At 56.9% G+C, this 18647-nt stretch carries 17 protein-coding genes and 1 tRNA gene; 5 read left to right on the top strand and 13 right to left on the bottom strand.

The features are described from left to right. Positions 1-22: 22 nt before the first annotated feature. The gene (locus HY17_RS19230; protein WP_051599729.1) at positions 23-448 is read left to right on the top strand and encodes a response regulator; all 426 of its coding nucleotides are present in this window, start codon (positions 23-25) and stop codon (positions 446-448) included. 217 nt (positions 449-665) lie between these two features. Here HY17_RS19230 and HY17_RS05420 read toward each other — a convergent pair whose 3' ends face one another. The 6 genes from HY17_RS05420 to HY17_RS19225 form a co-directional block, all read right to left on the bottom strand. After that, positions 666-1469, bottom strand: coding sequence for an MBL fold metallo-hydrolase (locus HY17_RS05420; RefSeq protein ID WP_034763836.1), 804 nt, complete (start codon positions 1467-1469; stop codon positions 666-668). Beyond that, positions 1466-2242 (bottom strand): TatD family hydrolase, encoded by a 777-nt coding sequence (locus HY17_RS05415; RefSeq protein ID WP_034763832.1) that lies wholly within the window; start codon positions 2240-2242, stop codon positions 1466-1468. The genes HY17_RS05420 and HY17_RS05415 overlap by 4 nt, the downstream gene beginning before the upstream one ends. Before the next feature lie 10 nt (positions 2243-2252). Further along, on the bottom strand, positions 2253-3188 hold the full coding sequence (locus HY17_RS05410) for a hypothetical protein (protein WP_051599728.1): 936 nt from the start codon (positions 3186-3188) through the stop codon (positions 2253-2255). Next, entirely contained in the window at positions 3185-3838 is a 654-nt protein-coding gene (tmk, locus tag HY17_RS05405) for a dTMP kinase (RefSeq protein ID WP_034763829.1), read from the bottom strand. The genes HY17_RS05410 and tmk overlap by 4 nt, the downstream gene beginning before the upstream one ends. Beyond that, the gene (locus tag HY17_RS05400) at positions 3835-5004 is read right to left on the bottom strand and encodes a D-alanyl-D-alanine carboxypeptidase family protein (RefSeq protein ID WP_034763826.1); all 1170 of its coding nucleotides are present in this window, start codon (positions 5002-5004) and stop codon (positions 3835-3837) included. The genes tmk and HY17_RS05400 overlap by 4 nt, the downstream gene beginning before the upstream one ends. A gap of 111 nt (positions 5005-5115) precedes the next feature. After that, entirely contained in the window at positions 5116-6399 is a 1284-nt protein-coding gene (locus tag HY17_RS19225; RefSeq protein WP_051599727.1) for a septal ring lytic transglycosylase RlpA family protein, read from the bottom strand. A gap of 256 nt (positions 6400-6655) precedes the next feature. On the opposite strand from HY17_RS19225, the gene HY17_RS05390 reads away from it, so the two are divergent. Next, positions 6656-7675: a DUF2804 domain-containing protein gene (locus tag HY17_RS05390; protein WP_034763822.1), complete on the top strand. Its 1020-nt coding sequence runs from the start codon at positions 6656-6658 to the stop codon at positions 7673-7675. Positions 7676-7712: 37 nt separating this feature from the next. Here HY17_RS05390 and HY17_RS05385 read toward each other — a convergent pair. After that, a tRNA-Ser gene (locus HY17_RS05385) sits at positions 7713-7802 on the bottom strand. A gap of 152 nt (positions 7803-7954) precedes the next feature. Between HY17_RS05385 and HY17_RS05380 the strand changes: the two genes are divergently transcribed. Then, entirely contained in the window at positions 7955-9154 is a 1200-nt protein-coding gene (locus HY17_RS05380) for a CaiB/BaiF CoA-transferase family protein (protein WP_034763819.1), read from the top strand. Positions 9155-9157: 3 nt separating this feature from the next. On the opposite strand, the gene HY17_RS05375 is transcribed toward HY17_RS05380, so the two are convergent. The 3 genes from HY17_RS05375 to rpiB all read right to left on the bottom strand — a co-directional run bounded on the left by HY17_RS05375 (position 9158) and on the right by rpiB (position 11344). Beyond that, positions 9158-9955, bottom strand: coding sequence for a crotonase/enoyl-CoA hydratase family protein (locus tag HY17_RS05375; protein WP_034763814.1), 798 nt, complete (start codon positions 9953-9955; stop codon positions 9158-9160). Between the two features lie 83 nt (positions 9956-10038). Beyond that, the gene (locus HY17_RS05370; RefSeq protein WP_034763811.1) at positions 10039-10830 is read right to left on the bottom strand and encodes a TIGR03084 family metal-binding protein; all 792 of its coding nucleotides are present in this window, start codon (positions 10828-10830) and stop codon (positions 10039-10041) included. 64 nt (positions 10831-10894) lie between these two features. Further along, positions 10895-11344 carry a ribose 5-phosphate isomerase B gene (rpiB, locus tag HY17_RS05365; RefSeq protein WP_034763808.1) on the bottom strand — a complete coding sequence of 150 codons (450 nt, stop codon included), beginning with the start codon at positions 11342-11344 and terminating at the stop codon, positions 10895-10897. A 498-nt stretch (positions 11345-11842) separates the two neighbouring features. Here rpiB and HY17_RS05360 point away from each other — a divergent pair, with 498 nt between their 5' ends. Further along, entirely contained in the window at positions 11843-12436 is a 594-nt protein-coding gene (locus tag HY17_RS05360) for a DUF6088 family protein (RefSeq protein ID WP_045693911.1), read from the top strand. Further along, positions 12397-13476, top strand: a complete 1080-nt coding sequence (locus HY17_RS05355) for a nucleotidyl transferase AbiEii/AbiGii toxin family protein (protein ID WP_155843532.1) — start codon at positions 12397-12399, stop codon at positions 13474-13476. The genes HY17_RS05360 and HY17_RS05355 overlap by 40 nt, the downstream gene beginning before the upstream one ends. Before the next feature lie 129 nt (positions 13477-13605). Here HY17_RS05355 and HY17_RS05350 read toward each other — a convergent pair whose 3' ends face one another. From HY17_RS05350 to HY17_RS05340, 3 genes are all read right to left on the bottom strand, one after another. Then, entirely contained in the window at positions 13606-14331 is a 726-nt protein-coding gene (locus tag HY17_RS05350) for a hypothetical protein (protein WP_051599726.1), read from the bottom strand. Between the two features lie 438 nt (positions 14332-14769). After that, positions 14770-16392, bottom strand: a complete 1623-nt coding sequence (locus HY17_RS05345; RefSeq protein WP_139068737.1) for a hypothetical protein — start codon at positions 16390-16392, stop codon at positions 14770-14772. A gap of 53 nt (positions 16393-16445) precedes the next feature. Next, a complete protein-coding gene (locus tag HY17_RS05340; protein ID WP_197020229.1) occupies positions 16446-18611 on the bottom strand; it encodes a PQQ-dependent dehydrogenase, methanol/ethanol family in 2166 nt (721 codons plus the stop codon). Positions 18612-18647 lie beyond the last annotated feature (36 nt).

The following is an 18647-nucleotide window of genomic DNA, read 5'->3' as shown; positions in this document are numbered from 1 at the left end:
GTATTCCTGTTGTTGGGTGGCCATGTCGAACGCATTGCTGAACAGACCAAAAAACGTTGCTGTTATTGACGACAGCGAAGCCGTACGACGCTCCTTGGGCGTACTGCTGACAGCGCGCGGTTATGCATCAATGGGTTTTGACGGTGGAGTGCGGTTCCTGGAATCCCCACTTCGAAATTCGTTTGATTACCTGCTCATCGATTATAAAATGGAAGAAATGTCCGGTGTGGACCTTCTCCACGCGTTGCGAGAGGAGGGTGTCGATACACCGGCAGCAATGGTGTCAGGCTGGGAAACATCCGGTCTTGAGGAGCTCGCGATCAAAGCAGGGTTCACAGCGTTCATCCGCAAACCCATGCTCGATCACATCCTTTTTTCGCTTATTGGACCGCCAGACGGCGGGGAAGGGGTGCCCGTTGGCAACCCGAAAGCCAAAGGCGCTGCTTAATAAATCCTTTCCAGACGTTTGATTGCAGACACGCTTGCACCTGATGACGGTTCCGCGATTGCTGAGGCACGATGGGCAGAAGACGTGTGAACGTCAGCTCGGACCGACAGGACGAATTTACGAGTAAGTCTAAGTACCTGTAATGCCAGTCGTTTTTCATCCTCAAGTCGCATAATCATCATTATGGGAAATATGTTTGCCGCTCATGTGGACTGGCTTATAGGATATCCACGACCATCCCATCGAAACCTGGTTCGACATTCGAGGGCAGCTCCCTTTTCAGGGTTTGGTAATCCAGATCGACATGCATATTGGTCAGCACTGCCTTTCGGGGCTTTAGTTCCGCAATCCAGTCCAACGCTTTTGACACGTTGGCATGGGTCGGATGGTCTGTGTATCGCAGCGCATCGATTACGAGAGTGTCGAGATCCCGTAACAGGTCCTTAGTCGGTGACGGCAGGTCGCTCACATCATTGCAGTAAGCAAAATCCCTGATCCGAAATCCCAGACACCTGATGCGGCCATGCTCCATGTCGAAGGGTAGAAGGTCGATTTCCCCGCCAGCCCCCCAAACCGAAAACGTTTCTCCCGGAGCGATATCCGGCTGCAGATCAAGAATAGGCGGATAGCCGCCCTTGCCTTCGAAGCAATAGTCAAAGCGGCGCGTCAGAATTTCCCGGGTCGCCTCATTCATATATGTTGGGAGCGCGGCCCGTCGCCGGATCACCAATGGCCGGATGTCATCGATACCATGTACCTGATCCGCATGTTCATGCGTGTAGACCAGCGCATCAAGATTGGTGACGCCAGCCTCCAGGAGCTGCTCTCTCAGATCGGGCGACGTATCTATCAGGACGGAAGTCCGCCCTCCGGATTCGAGCTCTTTCTCGATCAGCACACAGCACCGGCGACGCCTGTTCTTTGGTTCCAAGGGATCACATGCGCCCCAGTCGCCTCCTACGCGCGGCACTCCGCCAGATGACCCGGTACCGAGCAGCGTACAGCGCATACCTGCGCTCATGATGCGGTTACCTTACTGAACAAACGGATCGCATTCTCTTCGGTAATCTGTTTCACCTCGTCAGAGGACATGCCTTTTAGGTCCGCGAGTGCGTCCGCAACGAATGGTAGGTAAGCAGGTTCGTTCCTTCTCCCGCGCATTGGCACTGGAGCCAGATAAGGACAATCTGTTTCCAGAATAATTCTATCCATCGGGACGTCGGCGATCACAGCTCGAACCTCCCCGGCGCTCTTGAATGACAGAATTCCAGACACGGACACATAAGCCCCCAACGCCAAAGCGCGCTGGGCCAAGTCTGCGCCTCCCGTGTAGCAATGAAGCAAAGGCTGAAAAGCGCCTTTCTGGAACTCCTTCTCCAGAATATCCGCCATAAGATCATCTGCTTCGCGCGTGTGCAGGATTAGTGGCAAGCCGGTATTCCGTGCGGCAGCAATATGCTTCTGAAGGCTCTCAACCTGATCCTTCTCGGCGCTGTAGCCGTAGTGAAAGTCGAGACCCGTTTCGCCGATTGCGACCACTTCCGGATTTGAAGCCGCGTCGATCAGTTGCTCCACCGTCAGGCTTCCAAAGTCCTTCGCGTGATGCGGGTGAACCCCCGCAGAACACCAGATATCATCGTTCGCCTGCGCGATGGAGAGAATAGCGGGAAAATTGTCAAAACGGTCGCAAATTGCCAGGAACCGGCTGACACCTGCGCTCCGCGCGCGCGTCAGCACTTCCTCCAGATCGTCCGCAAACGGTTCACCGTGTAAATTTACGTGAGTATCAAACATAAAGTGCGATCTAGTGTCGGTCTGGTGCAGACAAAAGTCCCGAGATGAGTTTCGCGGCCGCCTGCTCCGGGTCCATGTTCAGTTCATCCGTCTCACCGATCAGTGAGACTGCACTCAACCACTTACGAGAGCGTTGTGGCGATTCAATCGCGGTATCGGCCAGCCTGGACAATACTTCGTCCCTGAAGGCGGCGAACGCAGCGCTGTCGGTTCCCGCTGCCTGAATGGCGCGGGTCACGATAGCGTCGTTGGGTCGAGGCATGGATTTCATAAGCGTGCGAGCCGCGTTGGTCGCGATCCGGCAAGTTTCTGATGATCGTTCGACAGCAAGGCCAGGCCGCCCATGATGAATTTCTGAAGCATTGCCGCCAAAACCCTCCAGCTGAAGAACTGCCTCCATATCTTCCCGTTCAAGGGGGCGAAGACGCAGCGTTCGGCAGCGCGACCGGATCGTTGGCAATACGGGTCTCGATCCATGATTGATAAGGAACATCATGGCTGCGTTTGGAGGCTCTTCCAGCGTCTTCAGGACAGCGTTTGCTGAATTGCGATTCAATTCGTCCAGCGAGTCGACGATCCCTACACGCCATCCGCCAAGGGCTGGACGGTAGGTAAAGAACTCATTGAAAGCCCGGATTTGTTCGATCGAAATATCCTGCTTCAGCTTTCCCTTGTCATTCAGTTCGCGTGTCAGAACGCGAAGATCCGGATGTCCGCCAGATAGGCACCGGGACATGACAGGATCATCCTGTGGTGCATCGAACGGGGCATCCGCTGGTCCGCGGGCGCCAAGCAGCCAGGCGGCGCACCGCAAGGCGAACCGCGCCTTTCCAATGCCTGACGGTCCTTCAATCATCCAAGCGTGGTGCATCCGGCCGCTTGCTGCCGCGAATTCAAAGGCGCTTTGCGCTTCCGCATGGCCGATAAGAGGCAGGGCCGCCGTCATGATGGCAAACCCTGTTTCTGTCCCAGTAGTCGGGACTCAATTTCGTGCCAGGCGTTGTTCGCCACCTCACTGGGGCTGCGTGAGGCATCCAGCAACATGCATCGCTCTGGCTCGCTTCTGGCAACATCAATAAACGCCTGTCGAACGGCCTCGTGAAATGCCCGGTCGCGTAACTCGAAGGCATCGGCATCTCCTCCGCGTTCTGCGCGGCGGCTGGCGGCCTGCTCCACGGGCGCATCCAGTACGAGCGTTAAGTCAGGGTTGGTTTCACCGAGGACAGAGCTTTCCAGCATTCGGAGGACGTCGATTCCGACGCCATTTTGAACGCTCTGATAAACTCTCGTTGAGTCAGCGAACCGATCACAAAGGACCCAGCTTCCAGCTGCCAGGGCGGGTCTTATTTTTTTCTCCAGATGATCCGTGCGCGCTGCATTCATCAGCAGAGCCTCGGCCATGGAAGACCAGACCTGTCCCTTCGGAGGATGCAGGACAAGGTTTCGGATTTCTTCGGCCAACTCGGTGCCACCCGGCTCTCGAGTGAGCACGACCATCTGACCTGTTGCCTCCAGCTTGTCGCGCAATGCAGCCAGCAAGGTCGACTTGCCGGTTCCTTCACCGCCTTCCAGCGTTATGAAGCGTCCACGATTCACGACTGGCTTTCGCTGCCGCCGAGCATGTGGCTAAGCCCTTCAATCGCTCGGCCGAAAAAGCCGAGCTTTGCGACGTCCGCGTCAGCCAGGATCGGTGCTTCCACTGGCTTCTGACCCGCAATTGTGATGACCAATTTTCCGATTTCATCGCCTTTTTTTACGGGAGCTTCGATTGGGCCAGGCAGGACGATTTCGGCTGTCGCTTTTTCCATGCTGGCCTTGTAGCCGGCGACCCGAACTTCACCTGCGAGCTTCACCGGAATCGTCTGTGTTTCACCAAGCCAGACCGGAACGCCAGGCAGATCAACCGAATCCGGTGTCAGGGTCTTCAGGTCAAAACTGTTGAACGCGATCCGCATGAGGCGCTCGCCTTCGGCGGCTCTCGCAGCCATGGAGGGCAACCCATTGATGACGATCGTCCGACGAATGCCATCGCGGACAGCCGATGCGGTCAGACCGTAACCTGAAACCTCGAGATGTCCGGTTTTCACGCCATCGGCGCCGGACACTTCCAGAAGCGGGTTTCTGTTCGCCTGGGTAAAGTCCCGCCACGTGTAGGAAGGCAGCGAATACCAAGCATAATATTCGGGATAATTGTCGATTGTCAGCTTGGCGAGTTTGGCGAGATCGTCGGCAGAGATCACGTGCCCAACAGCTTCCAAGCCCGTGGAATTTAGGAAGTTTGCAGAATTGAGACCCAGTTCATGAGCCAGACTGGTCATCCGGCGCGCGAAGGCTTCTTCTGAACCAGAGATATTCTCAGCCAGTGTAATACAGGCATCATTGCCCGACATGATGATAATGCCATGAAGCAGTTCTTCGACAGTTGGCGTATCGCCGGGCGCGAGCCCCATTGTCGACGTCCCGGAAGGGAACCCGCCTTCACGCCAGGCATTTTCGCTGACGGTGAACTTGTCACTCATCGAAAGCTCGCCACGTCGAACCATTTCGAAAACCGTATAAGCGGTCATCATCTTGGTCATGGAGGCAGGGACCATCGGCTCTTCACCAGCCTTTGAAAAAAGGATGGCGCCAGTTTCGTGGTCCATGATGACGGCGTGCGTTGCCGGCGTATCCAGGATCTGAGCGTTTGCGAAACCTGCAATGCCTGCGACAGCGAAAGCCGCTGCGGCGACGGTGTTCCGGGCAATCTTCGGCAAATTCATGGAAGGGGCCTCCAACGTTCTGTTCGGTGGCCGGAATCAGATCCGGCCCCATTTCCGATTAAACAGAAAAAAGGGCCGGTTTGTGGTCAGGGTCAATGGTGCCGCGTGCGGTTATTCGCCAACAACGATGCGCCCTTGCGAGATACCAGCATAGGAAAGGTCATTCCGTGCGCGCTCCGCTTCAGACCGGCTGAGCAACGGGCCAACGCGAACACGGAAGTAATCTGCACCGTTCACACGTGCCGGCACGATCGTTACTGGCAGAGATGCCTGAACGCGATTGCTGAGGGTCTGCGCATTCGAAATGTCGGTGAAAGATCCGATCTGAACGAAATAGTCGCCCGCATCTGCGGCTGGTGCGGGAGCACTGTAGGTATAGGTTCGCGTTTCCTCGCGCGGCTGTGGCGCCACCGGAGCGGGTTTATATGCAACTGGGGCAACATAGTCAGCTGCCTCATAAGACGTGCTCGAAGCCATTTGCGGTGCTGGTTCCGGTGAGGACGAGGCGGCCCCCGCTGGCGCAGCGCCGAGATAGCGAACGCGGAGTGTAGCCTTCCCTGCCCCGTTCATGCCGAGTTCGTTTGCGGCGCGCGGTGAAACCTGCAGCGAAGCGCCGTCTTCAAACGGGCCGCGATCGTTAACGCGCAACACGACTTCCTGGCCAGTTTCCGTATTCACGACCTGAATGAGACTCGGCAAAGGCAGGGTGGGATGAGCAGCCGTCATGGCGTTCGGATCAAATGTTTCGCCATTGGCGGTCGGCAGGCCGTTGAATTCCGCACCATAGACAATCGCGACGCTCGTTTCGTCAAACACCGGAACGGGCTCGCTGGAAACGGCATATGCTGCGGCCGGAGTGAGCGTCCGGGCGGCAGGTTGGTATGATGACAGAGAAACTGCAGGAGCTGCAGGTGCCGGGGGTGGCGGTGTGACCGGCTGAAGGCTCTCCAGCGGCTCGCTTTCCACAGCAGACACGGACCGCTGGGCTTCAATGCGCGCAGCAGCCGCACGTGCGTCGAAGCTGTTCGGGCTCGTACCGGAAACGGTAGAATAATTCGGAGTGGGGCCCTCAATGCTCGCATATTCGCGGGCAGCCGGTTCCTGATATTGGGGGCCCTGCTCTGCCGTCATGCCAGAGCTTTCAACCGCACCGGCAGGGCCCGGATAACGGAACTGAATGCGCGCCTGCTTCTTCTGCTTTGCATCTGGAGCGCGGCTCGGCTCGATGTACTGCGGCTTGCCTTCCGGATAAGGCGACGTTCCAGTGGCATAGACAATCGGAGCCGGGTCGCGCTTGCCAGCATGAGCCGGAGCAGCGAGGGCAAGTGCAATCGCGCCGGTAAGGACCAGCGACGGGAAATGCAGCGATTTCGATGCGGAAGAAACGGTCTTCAAGGTTCACCTCATTCTGAGCTGCGGGTCATTCTATGACCCTTTGGGACGGCTTTTCTGCCCTCCAGCGAACCCTCTGTAGCATAGTGTGGTGCAGGCCTTATGAACCTCACCTGAAGGATCCTAAGAATACGGTTACCGCTTGTTTACGGGTTTTCAAGCTGCACTCTTGCCGTTTGCCATAAACACAGGTGAAGAGGTGCGACATCAATCAGAGCGAGAGCTGGCCCAGAACCGCCCCGCAGGAGGAATACACCAGATGCAGCATAGAATGGGCAAAGGCCCCCTGCTCGATGCGCGTGGCCGGTTGGTTGAGCGCGGATGGGCAATCGAAGAAGTCCGGCAGTACGAAAGATCGGCCATCCGGACGAACGGTCTCCGGATCAAGGAGTGGGACTATTACTGCATCCTCACGCCGGACTACGGCCTGGCCTTCACGGTCGCCGACAACGGCTATCTCGGGTTTCTGGGCACTTCCTGGATGGACCTGAAGACCGGGACAGCCGTTAATGATGGTGCCGTCATCCCGTTTCCCATGGGCCGAATGGGTTTGCCGCAATCCGCAGACCGCGGAGACATCGTCCAGAACCACAAGGACATGTCGCTCAGCTTCCTCCATGAGCCCGGCGGACGCCGTTTGATCGTTGACGCGCCGCGTTTTGACGGAGGCCGGGGCCTGAAGGGCGAATTGTGGCTCGCCCAGCCGCCGATGGACCGGATGGTCATCGCCACGCCTTTCCCGAACGCATCCAAGGCTTTTTATTACAATCAGAAAATCAACTGCCTGCCCGCCAAAGGCGAGATCGTGATCGGCGGAGACACCTTCCGGTTCAGCCCGGATTCCGCTTTCGGCGTCCTGGACTGGGGGCGCGGTGTGTGGACCTACAGCAATGTCTGGTACTGGGGATCGGCCTCCGGAATGTGCGAAGACCGCTGCGTTGGCTTCAATATCGGTTACGGCTTCGGCGACACGTCGTCAGCGTCCGAAAACATGGTGTTCGTGGATGGTAAGGCCCACAAGCTCGATCAGGTAACCTTCCACATGCCGGATGGGTCACCGGATAGCGCTCCGTGGCGCTTCACCAGCAATGATGGCCGCTTCGAATTGAACTTCGACCCGATCGTCAATCGCCACCACACGACGAATCTCGGCCTGTTCAAAACCTCACAGGATCAAGTGTTCGGCACATTCTCCGGCAATGTAAAACTGGACGACGGTTCGGTACTGAAGATTGAAAGACTTCCCGGTTTTGCAGAAGAAGTCCGCAACCGCTGGTAATGCGAAAAGGCCGGTTCTGAGGACAAATCAGATTTGCTGGCGGAGGAGGAGGGATTCGAACCCCCGGAACCCGTAAAGGCTCAACGGTTTTCAAGACCGCCGCATTCAACCACTCTGCCACTCCTCCGCGGCAAACGGCTGTTTTCACGATCCGGGCGCGACAGGCAAGCCCCCATCTGCGCTCGCCTGCCCGACTCTCTTTGCGGAAGGACTGGATATTAGGCCCGGACTGTCCGAAGGTTCTCAGGAAAACGACATATAATCCGGAGGAATTCGCCCATGCTCGAGGGCATCAAGGTCATCGAATACGCAACCTATATGGCCGCGCCAGGTGCGGGATCGATTCTCAGTGACTGGGGCGCAGACGTCATCAAAGTCGAGCCGCCGGGCGGGGATCCCATCCGGATATTCTTCCGGACGCTTGGAACGGATATCCAGGACAATCCCGTGTTCGATTTCGACAACCGCGGGAAAAAGTCGATCGCGATCGACACCTCCAAGCCGGAAGGCCAGAAGTTGCTGAGGAAGATGGTCGAAGAAGCCGATGTATTCCTGACCAATGTCCGGCCAGGCGGACTGGAACGATCCGGTCTCAGCTATGAGGAACTCAGCAAGATCAATCCGAAACTCGTCTATTGTTCCCTCACAGGCTACGGGCTGGAAGGTCCCGATGCCGATCGGCCGGGTTTTGACGTGGCGAGTTTCTGGAGCCGGACCGGTGTCGGCGCCTTGACCGTGCCCAAGGGGCAGGAGCCCTTCCCTCTACGGACGGCCTTCGGTGATCACACGACGTCCATGGCAACCGCAGCAGGCATCTGCGCGGCCCTGGTGGAATCGACCCGGACCGGAAAAGGACGTCTGGTGGAGTCATCGCTTTTCCGTGCCGGCCTCTACGCCCTCGGATCAGATTTCGCGATCCAGCTTTTCTTCAATCGTGTCGCCTCGACCAAGAGCCGGCATGAGCAGAACGTGCCTATGACCAACTTCTTCAAAACCAAGGATGATAGCTGGATTTGTATCGTCCAGCGTCAGGGTGATGTGGACTGGGTACCCATGTGCAAGGTGATTGGCCGCGGAGACCTGCTGGAAGATCCCCGCTTCACGAGTTCCAAGGCCCGCCGTCAGAATGGAGCCGAACTCGTCGATATCATCGACGCCGGATTTGCCAAATTCACCAAGGACGAAATCTCCGCCCGTCTGGATGAGCATTCCATCGCCTGGGCGCCGGTGCAGACACTCGCTGAAGTCGCAAAGGATCCGCAGACAAAGGCAGCCGGTGCGATTGTGGACGTTCCGAGCAGCAAGGGCGACGGGTCGACCTTCCCTTCCCCTGCTTCGCCTGTCCGGTTCCCGGGTGCCGATGACGGCCCGAAAGGACCGTCACCGAAACTTGGAGAACATACGCGTGATGTCTTGGAGAGGCTTGGATTGCCCTCCGGTGACATCGACGCGCTTTATGCCGACGGAGTCGTGAAGTAGCGCCTATTCGCCTTTGAATTCAGGTGTGCGCTTTTCGAGGATGGCGTTGACGCCTTCCATGTGATCGTCGGTCTCGTGCATCAGCGCCTGCGCTGCGGCAGACATTTCCATGATTGTGTCATAGGATGTCGTCGCGCCTTGGCGCATCAGCGTCTTGGCGAGGCGCAGTGCTTGCGGCGGCTGGCCTGCAATGCGCTGAGCGAGCGACATGGCTTCGTCCATCAGCTGCTCTCCTGGAACCACTTGAGAGACGAGCCCCCACTCACAAGCGGTATGGGCATCGATGACGTCACCGGTGAAGAGGAGCTGTGCTGCCCGCGAGGAGCCGATCAGGCGCGGAAGAAGCCAGGCGCCGCCATCGCCTGGGATCAGCCCCAGTTTCAGGAAGGTCACGCCCATCTTGGCCTTCTCTGATGCAATCCGGATATCCGCCATGCAGGCCACATCACAGCCAAGGCCGATGGCCGGACCGTTGATCGCTGAGATCAGCGGGACTTCCAGATTGTAGAGAGACCGCACGATCACGTGGATGTTCCGGCGGTAGCCTTCGCGGATGTCGTGCGGTTTGCCTCCGAAGGCGCCGGTTTTGTTTTGCATCGCCTTGACGTCGCCGCCCGCCGAAAAGGCCCGGCCGGCGCCAGTGAGGATGGCACACCGTATTTGCGGATCCGCTGTGATTTCCGCGCAGGCCGCCGCAATGGCCTTGCCGTCACCATCCTGACCGAGCGCATTCATTGCGTCCGGCCGGTTGAGCGTCATGACGACGATGGGACCCTGTTTTTCGAGTTTGATGACCGACATACGGCTTGCCTCCAATTTTGCTGGCAGGAGAACTGGCAGCCCCTGCCCCGCTTGTCCATGTATCTGCCCGGAGTGATTTCGTCTCAGGTCAGGATTTTCGCACGGAAACGGGTTCCTGGAGCTGGTGGATCATTCCGGCCGCCGGCGAAACACTGCGCCTTCGACATCCAGTCTTCCGCAACCGGTCCTGTCACCTTCAGGTTTGTATCCTCTATGTGGCGTGTCTGCGTCACCACCTGGCAGAATTCCGTGGCGCGGCCCTCAATCCGATTGGCGCCGTCTTCTTCGCCAAACGACCAGATTTCTCCGGACGGTGCCGTAAGCTTCACGTAAGGCATGGGGCCGATTGGCTCCTCCTTGCGGACCAGGTAAGTCCAGCCATAAGTATTGATCCCCAGCACGGCGATATTTTTTATCCTGTCGGCGTCCACCCGTTCCGCCCCAAGCACATCATAGATTTCCTGTCCGTGGGCCCAGGTCTCCATAAGTCTTGCCGTTACGGACGAGCGCGCGCTCATGGATGGCCCGGCCCACTTCAGGCGGGCTTTGGGGTCTGCTTCTGCAAAAACTTCTGCAGTCTTTTGCGCCTGATCCCACCACACCGAGAGCAGCGGGCGACCGGATGCCCCGTCTACATGAGCCTGCTCACGAGAGCGCATACCTTGGGCGCCGACAGCTGCGAGTTCTTCTTCGAGCCGCACTTCATCCACGATTTGAAGCTCAGCCATCCAGTTCCAGAAATGGAGGTGGCGGAGCACATCATCGACCGTCCAGTCCTTGAACTGGGTCACCTTGCCGAAGTCTGCTTCGGGGCGGTTTACGAGTAGCCCGTAAAGGGCCCGGCTTTCCTCGAGGAAGTCGCCTGCCTGTTCCATACTTTCCTCCCTTGTCTCCGCCATATTCGGCGAGACCGGCAGGAATTGCCACACTTCCCCGGCGCTAACCTTCGAGGGCTTTGATCATATCGACGCGAGTTCCGTGCCGACCGCCTTCGAATTCGGCATTCAGGAAAGCGTCGACGATGTCCAGCGCCAGACCTTCCCCAACGACGCGCGCGCCCAGGGACAGCATGTTCGCATCATTATGTTGCCGGATCATTCGGGCAGAGAAGGTGTCACTGCACACACCGCAACGAATACCTTTCACCTTGTTGGCCGCCATCATAATGCCTTGGCCGGTGCCGCAAACGATGATCCCGAGCTGACATTCGCCGGAAGCAACCTTCTGTGCCGCTGCTTCTCCGTGAATCGGATAGTGGGTGCTTTCCGACGTCATCGGTCCGATATCGACCACATCCCAGCCTTGAGCAGCGACATGCACTGCAATGGTCTTGCGAAGCTCGATATCCGCGTGATCGCTGGACACAACGATACGTTTATTGGTGCTCATCGGAATACAGCCCCTATTCCCACTCGATGATGAAAGAACTGCAATTTTTGTATTGAATCAATACCTTGCAAAAAGCCTGTGGAAAACTACCGTCGCCGATTCCGGCAATATCATTCCGTAGGCAAATTGAATGATGCACGCATGACGTATCGTTGCAGTTGACACGATTCCGGTGCACGGCCTGAGCGTAGCCGAATTACGGTGTCGGCTCCAGTTCGCCCTGACCTCAGCACTGCCGGACTGGGCTTAAGTAGCGGGACGCTCAACACAAAGCTCGGCAAGTTACATTTCATCGGACAGAAGCGCGCCTTGTCCGAGGGTTTGAAACATACCTCAAGCTACCAGCCCCCTGACCGACGCACGCGCCGGATCGCGGTCCTCTCGCCGTTTAGCTTTCACGCGCCCCAAGCCTACATTACCATGTGGCGAACCACACACCAATCAGCCCCTTGACTGTCAGAAATACTTGCCCTATTTTCTGACATAAAGGAGCCGGCTATGGCCATCGACAAGATCAAACGCCGCATCATCGGCAAGGGACGCGGGGCTGTCTTTACCCCCGCGGATTTCCTTGATCTCGGCTCGCGCGCCTCTGTCGATCAGACGCTGTCGCGACTGACCGATCAGGGCGTGATCCGTCGACTCGCCCGGGGCATTTATGACTACCCGAAGACGAGTCCTCGTCTGGGCCGCCTGTCGCCCGATCCTGATGCTGTCGCCGCCGCCATCGCCCGAAAGGATGGACGCGTCGTCCAGGTCTCGCCGGCGCGCGCGGCGAACATGCTCGGCCTGACCACACAGGTTCCGGCGAAGGCTGTCTATCTGACAGATGGACCAAGCCGCACGAAGCAGATCGGGGCGCAGACCATCATCATGCGCAACGCCGCCGCCAGGAACCTTGTCGGCGCTGGCAAACCGACCGGTGCAGTGTTCCAGGCGCTGCGCTATCTCGGCAAGGATGGGGTGGATGCAAGCGTCGTAGCGCGCCTCTCCAGGACGATTGACGCCGACACCCGCCGCGCCCTCGTTAAAGATGCCCTTCAGGCACCAGGATGGATGCGCCCGGTGGTTCAGCAGATCGCGGCGGCCTGACAGTGGATGGTTTCGCGCAGGAAACCGCAACCATCCGCGCGGAGGTCTTTCAGGAGACGGCTGCGCGGATGGGCGTGCAAGCCGCCATTGTCGAGAAAGACTTCTGGGTCTGCTGGACGATCAAGCGCGCTTTCTCACTTGGCGATAGGATTCCCGGCCTGATCTTCAAAGGCGGCACGTCTCTTTCGAAAGCCTATGGCCTGATCCGCCGCTTCTCCGAAGACATCGATCTCAGCCTTGACCGCCATGATCTCGGTTTCACCGGTGAGCGCGACCCGGCCAACGCGACAAGCAATAAGACCCGAAAGGCCTTGCTCGACGAACTCGAAGCCTGCGCCATTGAGGCAGTCGGCGGTTCGGTCAAAGCCGCTCTGTCAGAAGCGATGAGCGAAGCGCTTGGCAAACCGGTCCTTCTGAAAACTTCAGATGATGACCCGCAAACGCTGATCTTCACCTATCCGGAAAGCCTGCCTGCGACAGCCGCCCTGCCCTATGTGCGTTCGTTCGTTCGCCTCGAATTCGGCGCACGCTCGGATCACCTACCGGCAGAGCAGCGGGACATCTTTCCCTTTGTGAACGAACAGTTTCCGGACCTGTTCTCAGAGCCAGGCGTATCGGTGAAGACCTTGTCAGCTGCCCGGACATTCTGGGAAAAGGCGACCATCCTTCACATGTTGGCGCACCGGGATGCGGCGAGGCCGCTCGGTGAGAGGATGTCGCGTCACTATTACGACCTCGCGCAACTCGCCCGATCCAAAACAAGGCCTCAGGCCCTGAGCGATCTGGCGCTTCTTGAAGCTGTGGCGCTTCACAAATCCGTCTTCTTCCGGGCGGCCTGGGCAAATTATGAGACGGCCCGACCGCCAACGCTCAGACTCGCGCCAGCGCCTGAACTTGAGGCCGCACTTCGATCTGACTATGCGCAAATGGCTGAAATGCTGTTCGATGCGCCCGAGCCATTCGACGCCATTCTGGAAACGATCGCAGTGCTCGAAGCGGAGATCAATTCCATCGAGGCTCCTCCCAACAGTATCGCCTGACAGGCCGAAACTGCCCGGCCAAAGACTTTCGCCGCCCCCTTCGTGACCCATTAAAGTTTTGAATGGGTCACGAAATACCCATTGTGCGACACCCGACGGGCGCGGCTTCAAGTGCTCGAAGCGATGACGTCAATGCAGCGTCACCAAACCGACCTGGTCATCAAACGGGAACAAGAAGGCCTCGGACCAAAGACCGGTGGTGCTGTAGACGCGATCTGCGAAATGCTGTCGATCGTCTGACATTGTCTCGGCCAGCAACCCCATCCAGCACAGCGGCTGAAGCATTTGTGACCAGATCATTCCCGGCAAGCGGTCATAGGGCTGTCCGGCGTCCGGCGGACCGTAAAGGATTTCACGAAGCGCGCCGCATGTCACGCCTGGCACCGCCTCCGTATTCAGCACACCGAGAAACACATCCCAGTTGCCAAGCCTCGGCTCGGGCATCCGCGACGAAGCGGCATGATCGACTTCGAACAACCAGAATGGCGCGATCAGGTTGAAGAGATCGCCGGGCTTGTCAGCAATGTCCCTGCCCGCCTTGGTGAGCCGACAGGTCAGCTTGTAATGCCGGATCAGCTCGAGTTTCAGCAGAAGGAAATGCAGAGCTTCGAGCGGCGGAAAATCGTCCTCATTCAGCACCTTATTGACGAGGAACAGCTTGTCCTCTTCCCAGCCCGGCCAGGCGAACTCGGCAGCCGCCCAGTGCACGAACTTGCGCTGAAACGCCTTGCCCTTCGTCAGGCCGATCGCATCATGTTCGGCCAGATACGCCAGAAGTTTCTGAGCCGCGCCAATCATGGGCGCACCGGCAAGTGCACGCTCATCATTCTTCACGGGCTGGAGCAGAAACGTCATCGCATATTCATCGTCAGGCTTGTTACCAAACAGGCTAACGACGAAAGCGCGGGATGCCTATTCGAGGTGTTCAAGGTTCGAACCCCGAATGTCGCGCCTAACCCGAAGCAGCACAGATCGTCGGGTTTTTTCCGCTTGCAAATCAACGGCTTATATAGTTTAGTTTGGCGCGAGTGACGTGCCACATTCCATATTTTTTATCCATATTTTTCAATCACTTACGGGAGGTGTAATCGATTCTTGGTCCTCAGTTCGGTCTGATTTTGGTCCACAGTTTTGTAGACCGCTTGAGTTCGACGCCGCTCACCGGCACCGATAGCCATAGTTAACGCGGATTGTACTCCCTGCCAAATCAAGCTTGATCTATAGAACTAGATTTCACCGCTAACTACAATGCACAGAGCGCCGAAACTCAACACATCATACTAAAGTCAACACCTAGCGCTCGACCGATATCCGCATCATGCCCAGCAATCCTCCAAGAACGATATCGCCGCCCGGCAGGAGGTGAATGACAGAGTAAGCGCCATTGTAAATGTGGCTATCACCAAGGCGAAGCCGTGTAACGGCTTCACCCGTCTCCCAATCAAGACCTGTGACCTCCCATTTTCCGTCTACGAAACCATTGACATAGACCTGTTGGGCGCCGCCAGAAATCATGGGGACGGTTGATGGGCTCGATACAGTGGGATTTGCCCAGGCACGCACCCAGCGGTCAGCTTCAACGTCCCATTCAAACTTTTCAGCACCCGTCGGTCCTTTGCGTAGTCTACCAGACATGACAACATTCTCCAGCATTGTTGGCAATGGCGATGGCAATGTGTTGTTTACCACCAAGGCACCGTAGCCATATACCGCAACGGATTGCTCAGACTGGGCGCGCTCAAGGTCAGACTTTCCGAAACTAACCTGAATCTGGTCGGCAATTCGACGCGATTTGGTCCCTGGCTTCTGGACGAAATCCTCTGGAATATCGTCGCGCCAGAAGGCGACGACATTCATAATCAACTCTCCGTCCGTGATGACAACAAGTTTGTCTTCCTCGTCTCCGAAGCCCATAAGTGAGGGCGTAGAGCCTGATCCGTTGCCGAGACTCACGCCGCCAAGTTTGCCGGTGAAGGAATCGTATTCTGATGACCACGCGCCATACCCTCTAGAGTGAAGTGTTTCCCCGTCCCAAACCAGTTTATGGAGCCTCCTATTTGAGAGAACATAAATGCCACCACCCTCATCAATGGCGATCGAGTTCGTAACCTGCTCATCGTCAGCCAACTCATGAATGATCGGTGCCTGTTCAAAATTTCGGTCTACGATGACGACAACGCCGCCCATCGTCACCAGCGCCAGCATGCCATCATAAGTCAGATTCAATCCGAACACAGCATCAGGGTCTTCCAGTGTTGGATTGAAATATTCGCGCGGCAGCTGAAAGCGGCGCTTTTCCACCAGTGGTGACAGCGGATTGCCGGGTTCGGCATCACCATAAACGACGACATCGTTGTTGACGACAGTGTAGAAGTCACCATTGCGGTCGACGACATTATAGATTGCTGCTCTGGCGACGACCCGCTCAACATAACGTGGATAGTTCCGATTGAGATAGCCAAGCAGTTCAGCTTCTGAGGCCGTACTATCCATTTCGACGGCGATACGTTCAGCATCCTCGACAGACATGAAGGGTTGACCTTCCACAGGCAGAGCATTGATCAGTTGAAACTTGCCATCGCTAATCAGGATTTTGGAGATACGATTATTGTTGGCGGAGATGGCCACCTGCTCACCTGAAGGATAAGTTGGTAATTGCATAAGCGTGAGGTTCACCAACCCTGCCGGGACCCTTTGAATACCCTCATCATCAATCTCGTGAATACCGACCGGCCCAGCAAACGGAAGGGAATCCTGTTGAGCCGGATTAAAATGCGTGGTGGCAAGCTCGCTGTCCACCAGATTTGGGTTCATTGGAGGAAACTCCGGACCCGACGCATCAAAGACTGGGATAGTGGAGCATGCACCAAGCACGGCTACGATTGCGACTGCAGCAGCAGCGATATGAGGTTTCATTTGTTGTCTCCCAGAGTGACAGATTTGTACTGGTTTAGCGAATTGTCAGAATACTATTCAGCTTGAGACGTCGACTGTTGCTCGTCTTGAAACGCCATCCAGGCTCGAGAGAGGATGAAATCCTCAATATCATCGACTTCCTGTTGGCTTAGGCGGCCGGCGAAGTTGGGCATGCCAATCGCTTCGCCGGCCCCTTGAAGGAGGAAAGCATCAAAAGTGTCTATCCCGAGAGTCGCTGACTGCCTCAGATCGGGGAGCGTTCCGGACGAAATGGCCGCGCCGCCATGGCAGACACCGCAGAATCGACCGTAGAGGTCTGTGCCCCGTACAACCGCTTCAGCCGAATGCGGCTGTCGCGCTGGCTCAGGCGTTGCCTTCTGCGGAAGCGCGGCGACGTTTAGCTCGCCCTCTCCGCCAAGTTTGAAGGCAAGTACATGGCCTTCAACCGGGCCTCCTGTCTGCCCGACATAGAAGCCGGCGAGCAAATTGGCACCACTGCCCCAACCAGCTGATACAGCAACATACTGCTCGCCATTGACCTCATACGCCACAGGTCCACCGACCATTGCGACACCAACCGGATACGACCACAGTTCTTCGCCTGTTTTGGCGTTGTAAGCATTGAAAACGCCGCTCGTCGTGCCTTGGAATACCAGATCTCCAGACGTTGTCAGCGTACCTCCATTCCACATTCGCTCATGCTGAACACGCCAGACTTCTTTCTGAGCTACCGGATCCCAGGCAGCAAGATGTGCTTGGACAAGTTGGCGCAGAAGTGTGCGACGTGCTTCTTCTGTTTCCGGTAATGCGTCTGTCAGGCTGACACCGATATTGAATGCGTCTCGGTCAAAGCGGGCAATCTCGCCCTCGATCTGATCGGAATAGAGGAAAGGAACATCTTGTGCGGGAATATATACCAGCCCTGTTTCCGGATTGAATGACATGGGGTGCCAGTTGTGGGCACCAAATGGGCTGGGTTTGACGAGCGCAGGTCCACCAGACAGATAGCGCGCCTCGGGGTTTTCAACAGGACGCCCGGTCTCCATATCGATATGTGTGGCCCAGTTAACGGGAACAAATGGCTCTGCGGAAATAAGTTCGCCGCTTATTCGGTCGATGACATAAAAGAAGCCGTTTTTCGGCGCTTGCATCAGCACCTTACGAAGCTCTCCCTCGATCTCAAGATCAGCTAGAATGATATTCTGCGTAGCTGTGTAGTCCCAAGTTTCGCCCGGCGTCGTCTGATAGTGCCAGACATATTCTCCTGTGTCTGGACGTAACGCGACGATTGATGACAGGAACAGATTGTCGCCGCCGTCCGGGCTTCGTACTTTCTGATTCCAGGGCGAGCCGTTTCCAACGCCGATATAGAGTAGGTCCAGTTCAGGATCGAATGCCATGCTGTCCCAGACAGTCCCGCCACCGCCCAGCTTCCACCATTCGCCTGTCCAGGTCTCAGCGGCCATCTCGATGGCTTCGTTTTCGAATCCATCATCCGGATTTCCCGGCACAGTGTAGAACTTCCAGGCCTGTTCACCTGTTTCAGCATCATACGCTGCAACAAATCCGCGAACGCCGAACTCACCACCGCCATTTCCGATGATGACCTTGCCTTTCACAATGCGAGGCGCCCCTGTGATCGTATAGGGTTCTTCGAGCGGTACAGTACGGGTCTCCCAGATCTGTTCGCCTGACTTTGAATCAAGAGCGATCAGACGACCATCCAGCGACCCGAATATGACCTTGTCGTTATAGACAGCCACGCCGCGATTGACGACATCGCAACAAGCATGTGCGCCCTTTGATCGGGGAACCTCCGGATCGTAGCGCCAAAGAATTTCTCCTGTGGCAGCATTAAGCGCCAGCACTTCGCTCCACGAACCCGTAGTGTACATGACACCATCAACAATGATCGGGGTTGCCTCTACGCCACGATAGCTGCCAAGCGGTGCCGCCCAGGCAAGATCCAGCTGGTCGATTGTTTCCAGATTAATGGCGTCAAGCGCGCTAAACCGCGTTTCTGAAAACGTGCCACCATGAGTAAGCCAGTTATGTGGTTCGCCTGCAGCATTGAGCAAACGTTCCTCATTGATCCCCTGGGAGGCTTGTGTGGAAGCGTCGCCAGAGTCGACCGCCCCTCCACAGGCAGCCAGAAGACCGATCGTAGCACCCGTCAGAATGACTTTCAGCGCTGTGGCGGGCATTTTTTTGCCGTTCATTTTGTCCTCCCGGACACCCCAGTGGATGAGGTTCTG

The sequence above is a fragment of the Hyphomonas sp. CY54-11-8 genome (genome assembly GCF_000682735.1).
Lineage (GTDB): Bacteria > Pseudomonadota > Alphaproteobacteria > Caulobacterales > Hyphomonadaceae > Hyphomonas.
The sequence above is the reverse complement of the archived record's forward strand: the minus strand, read 5'-3'. Positions and strand labels throughout refer to the sequence as shown.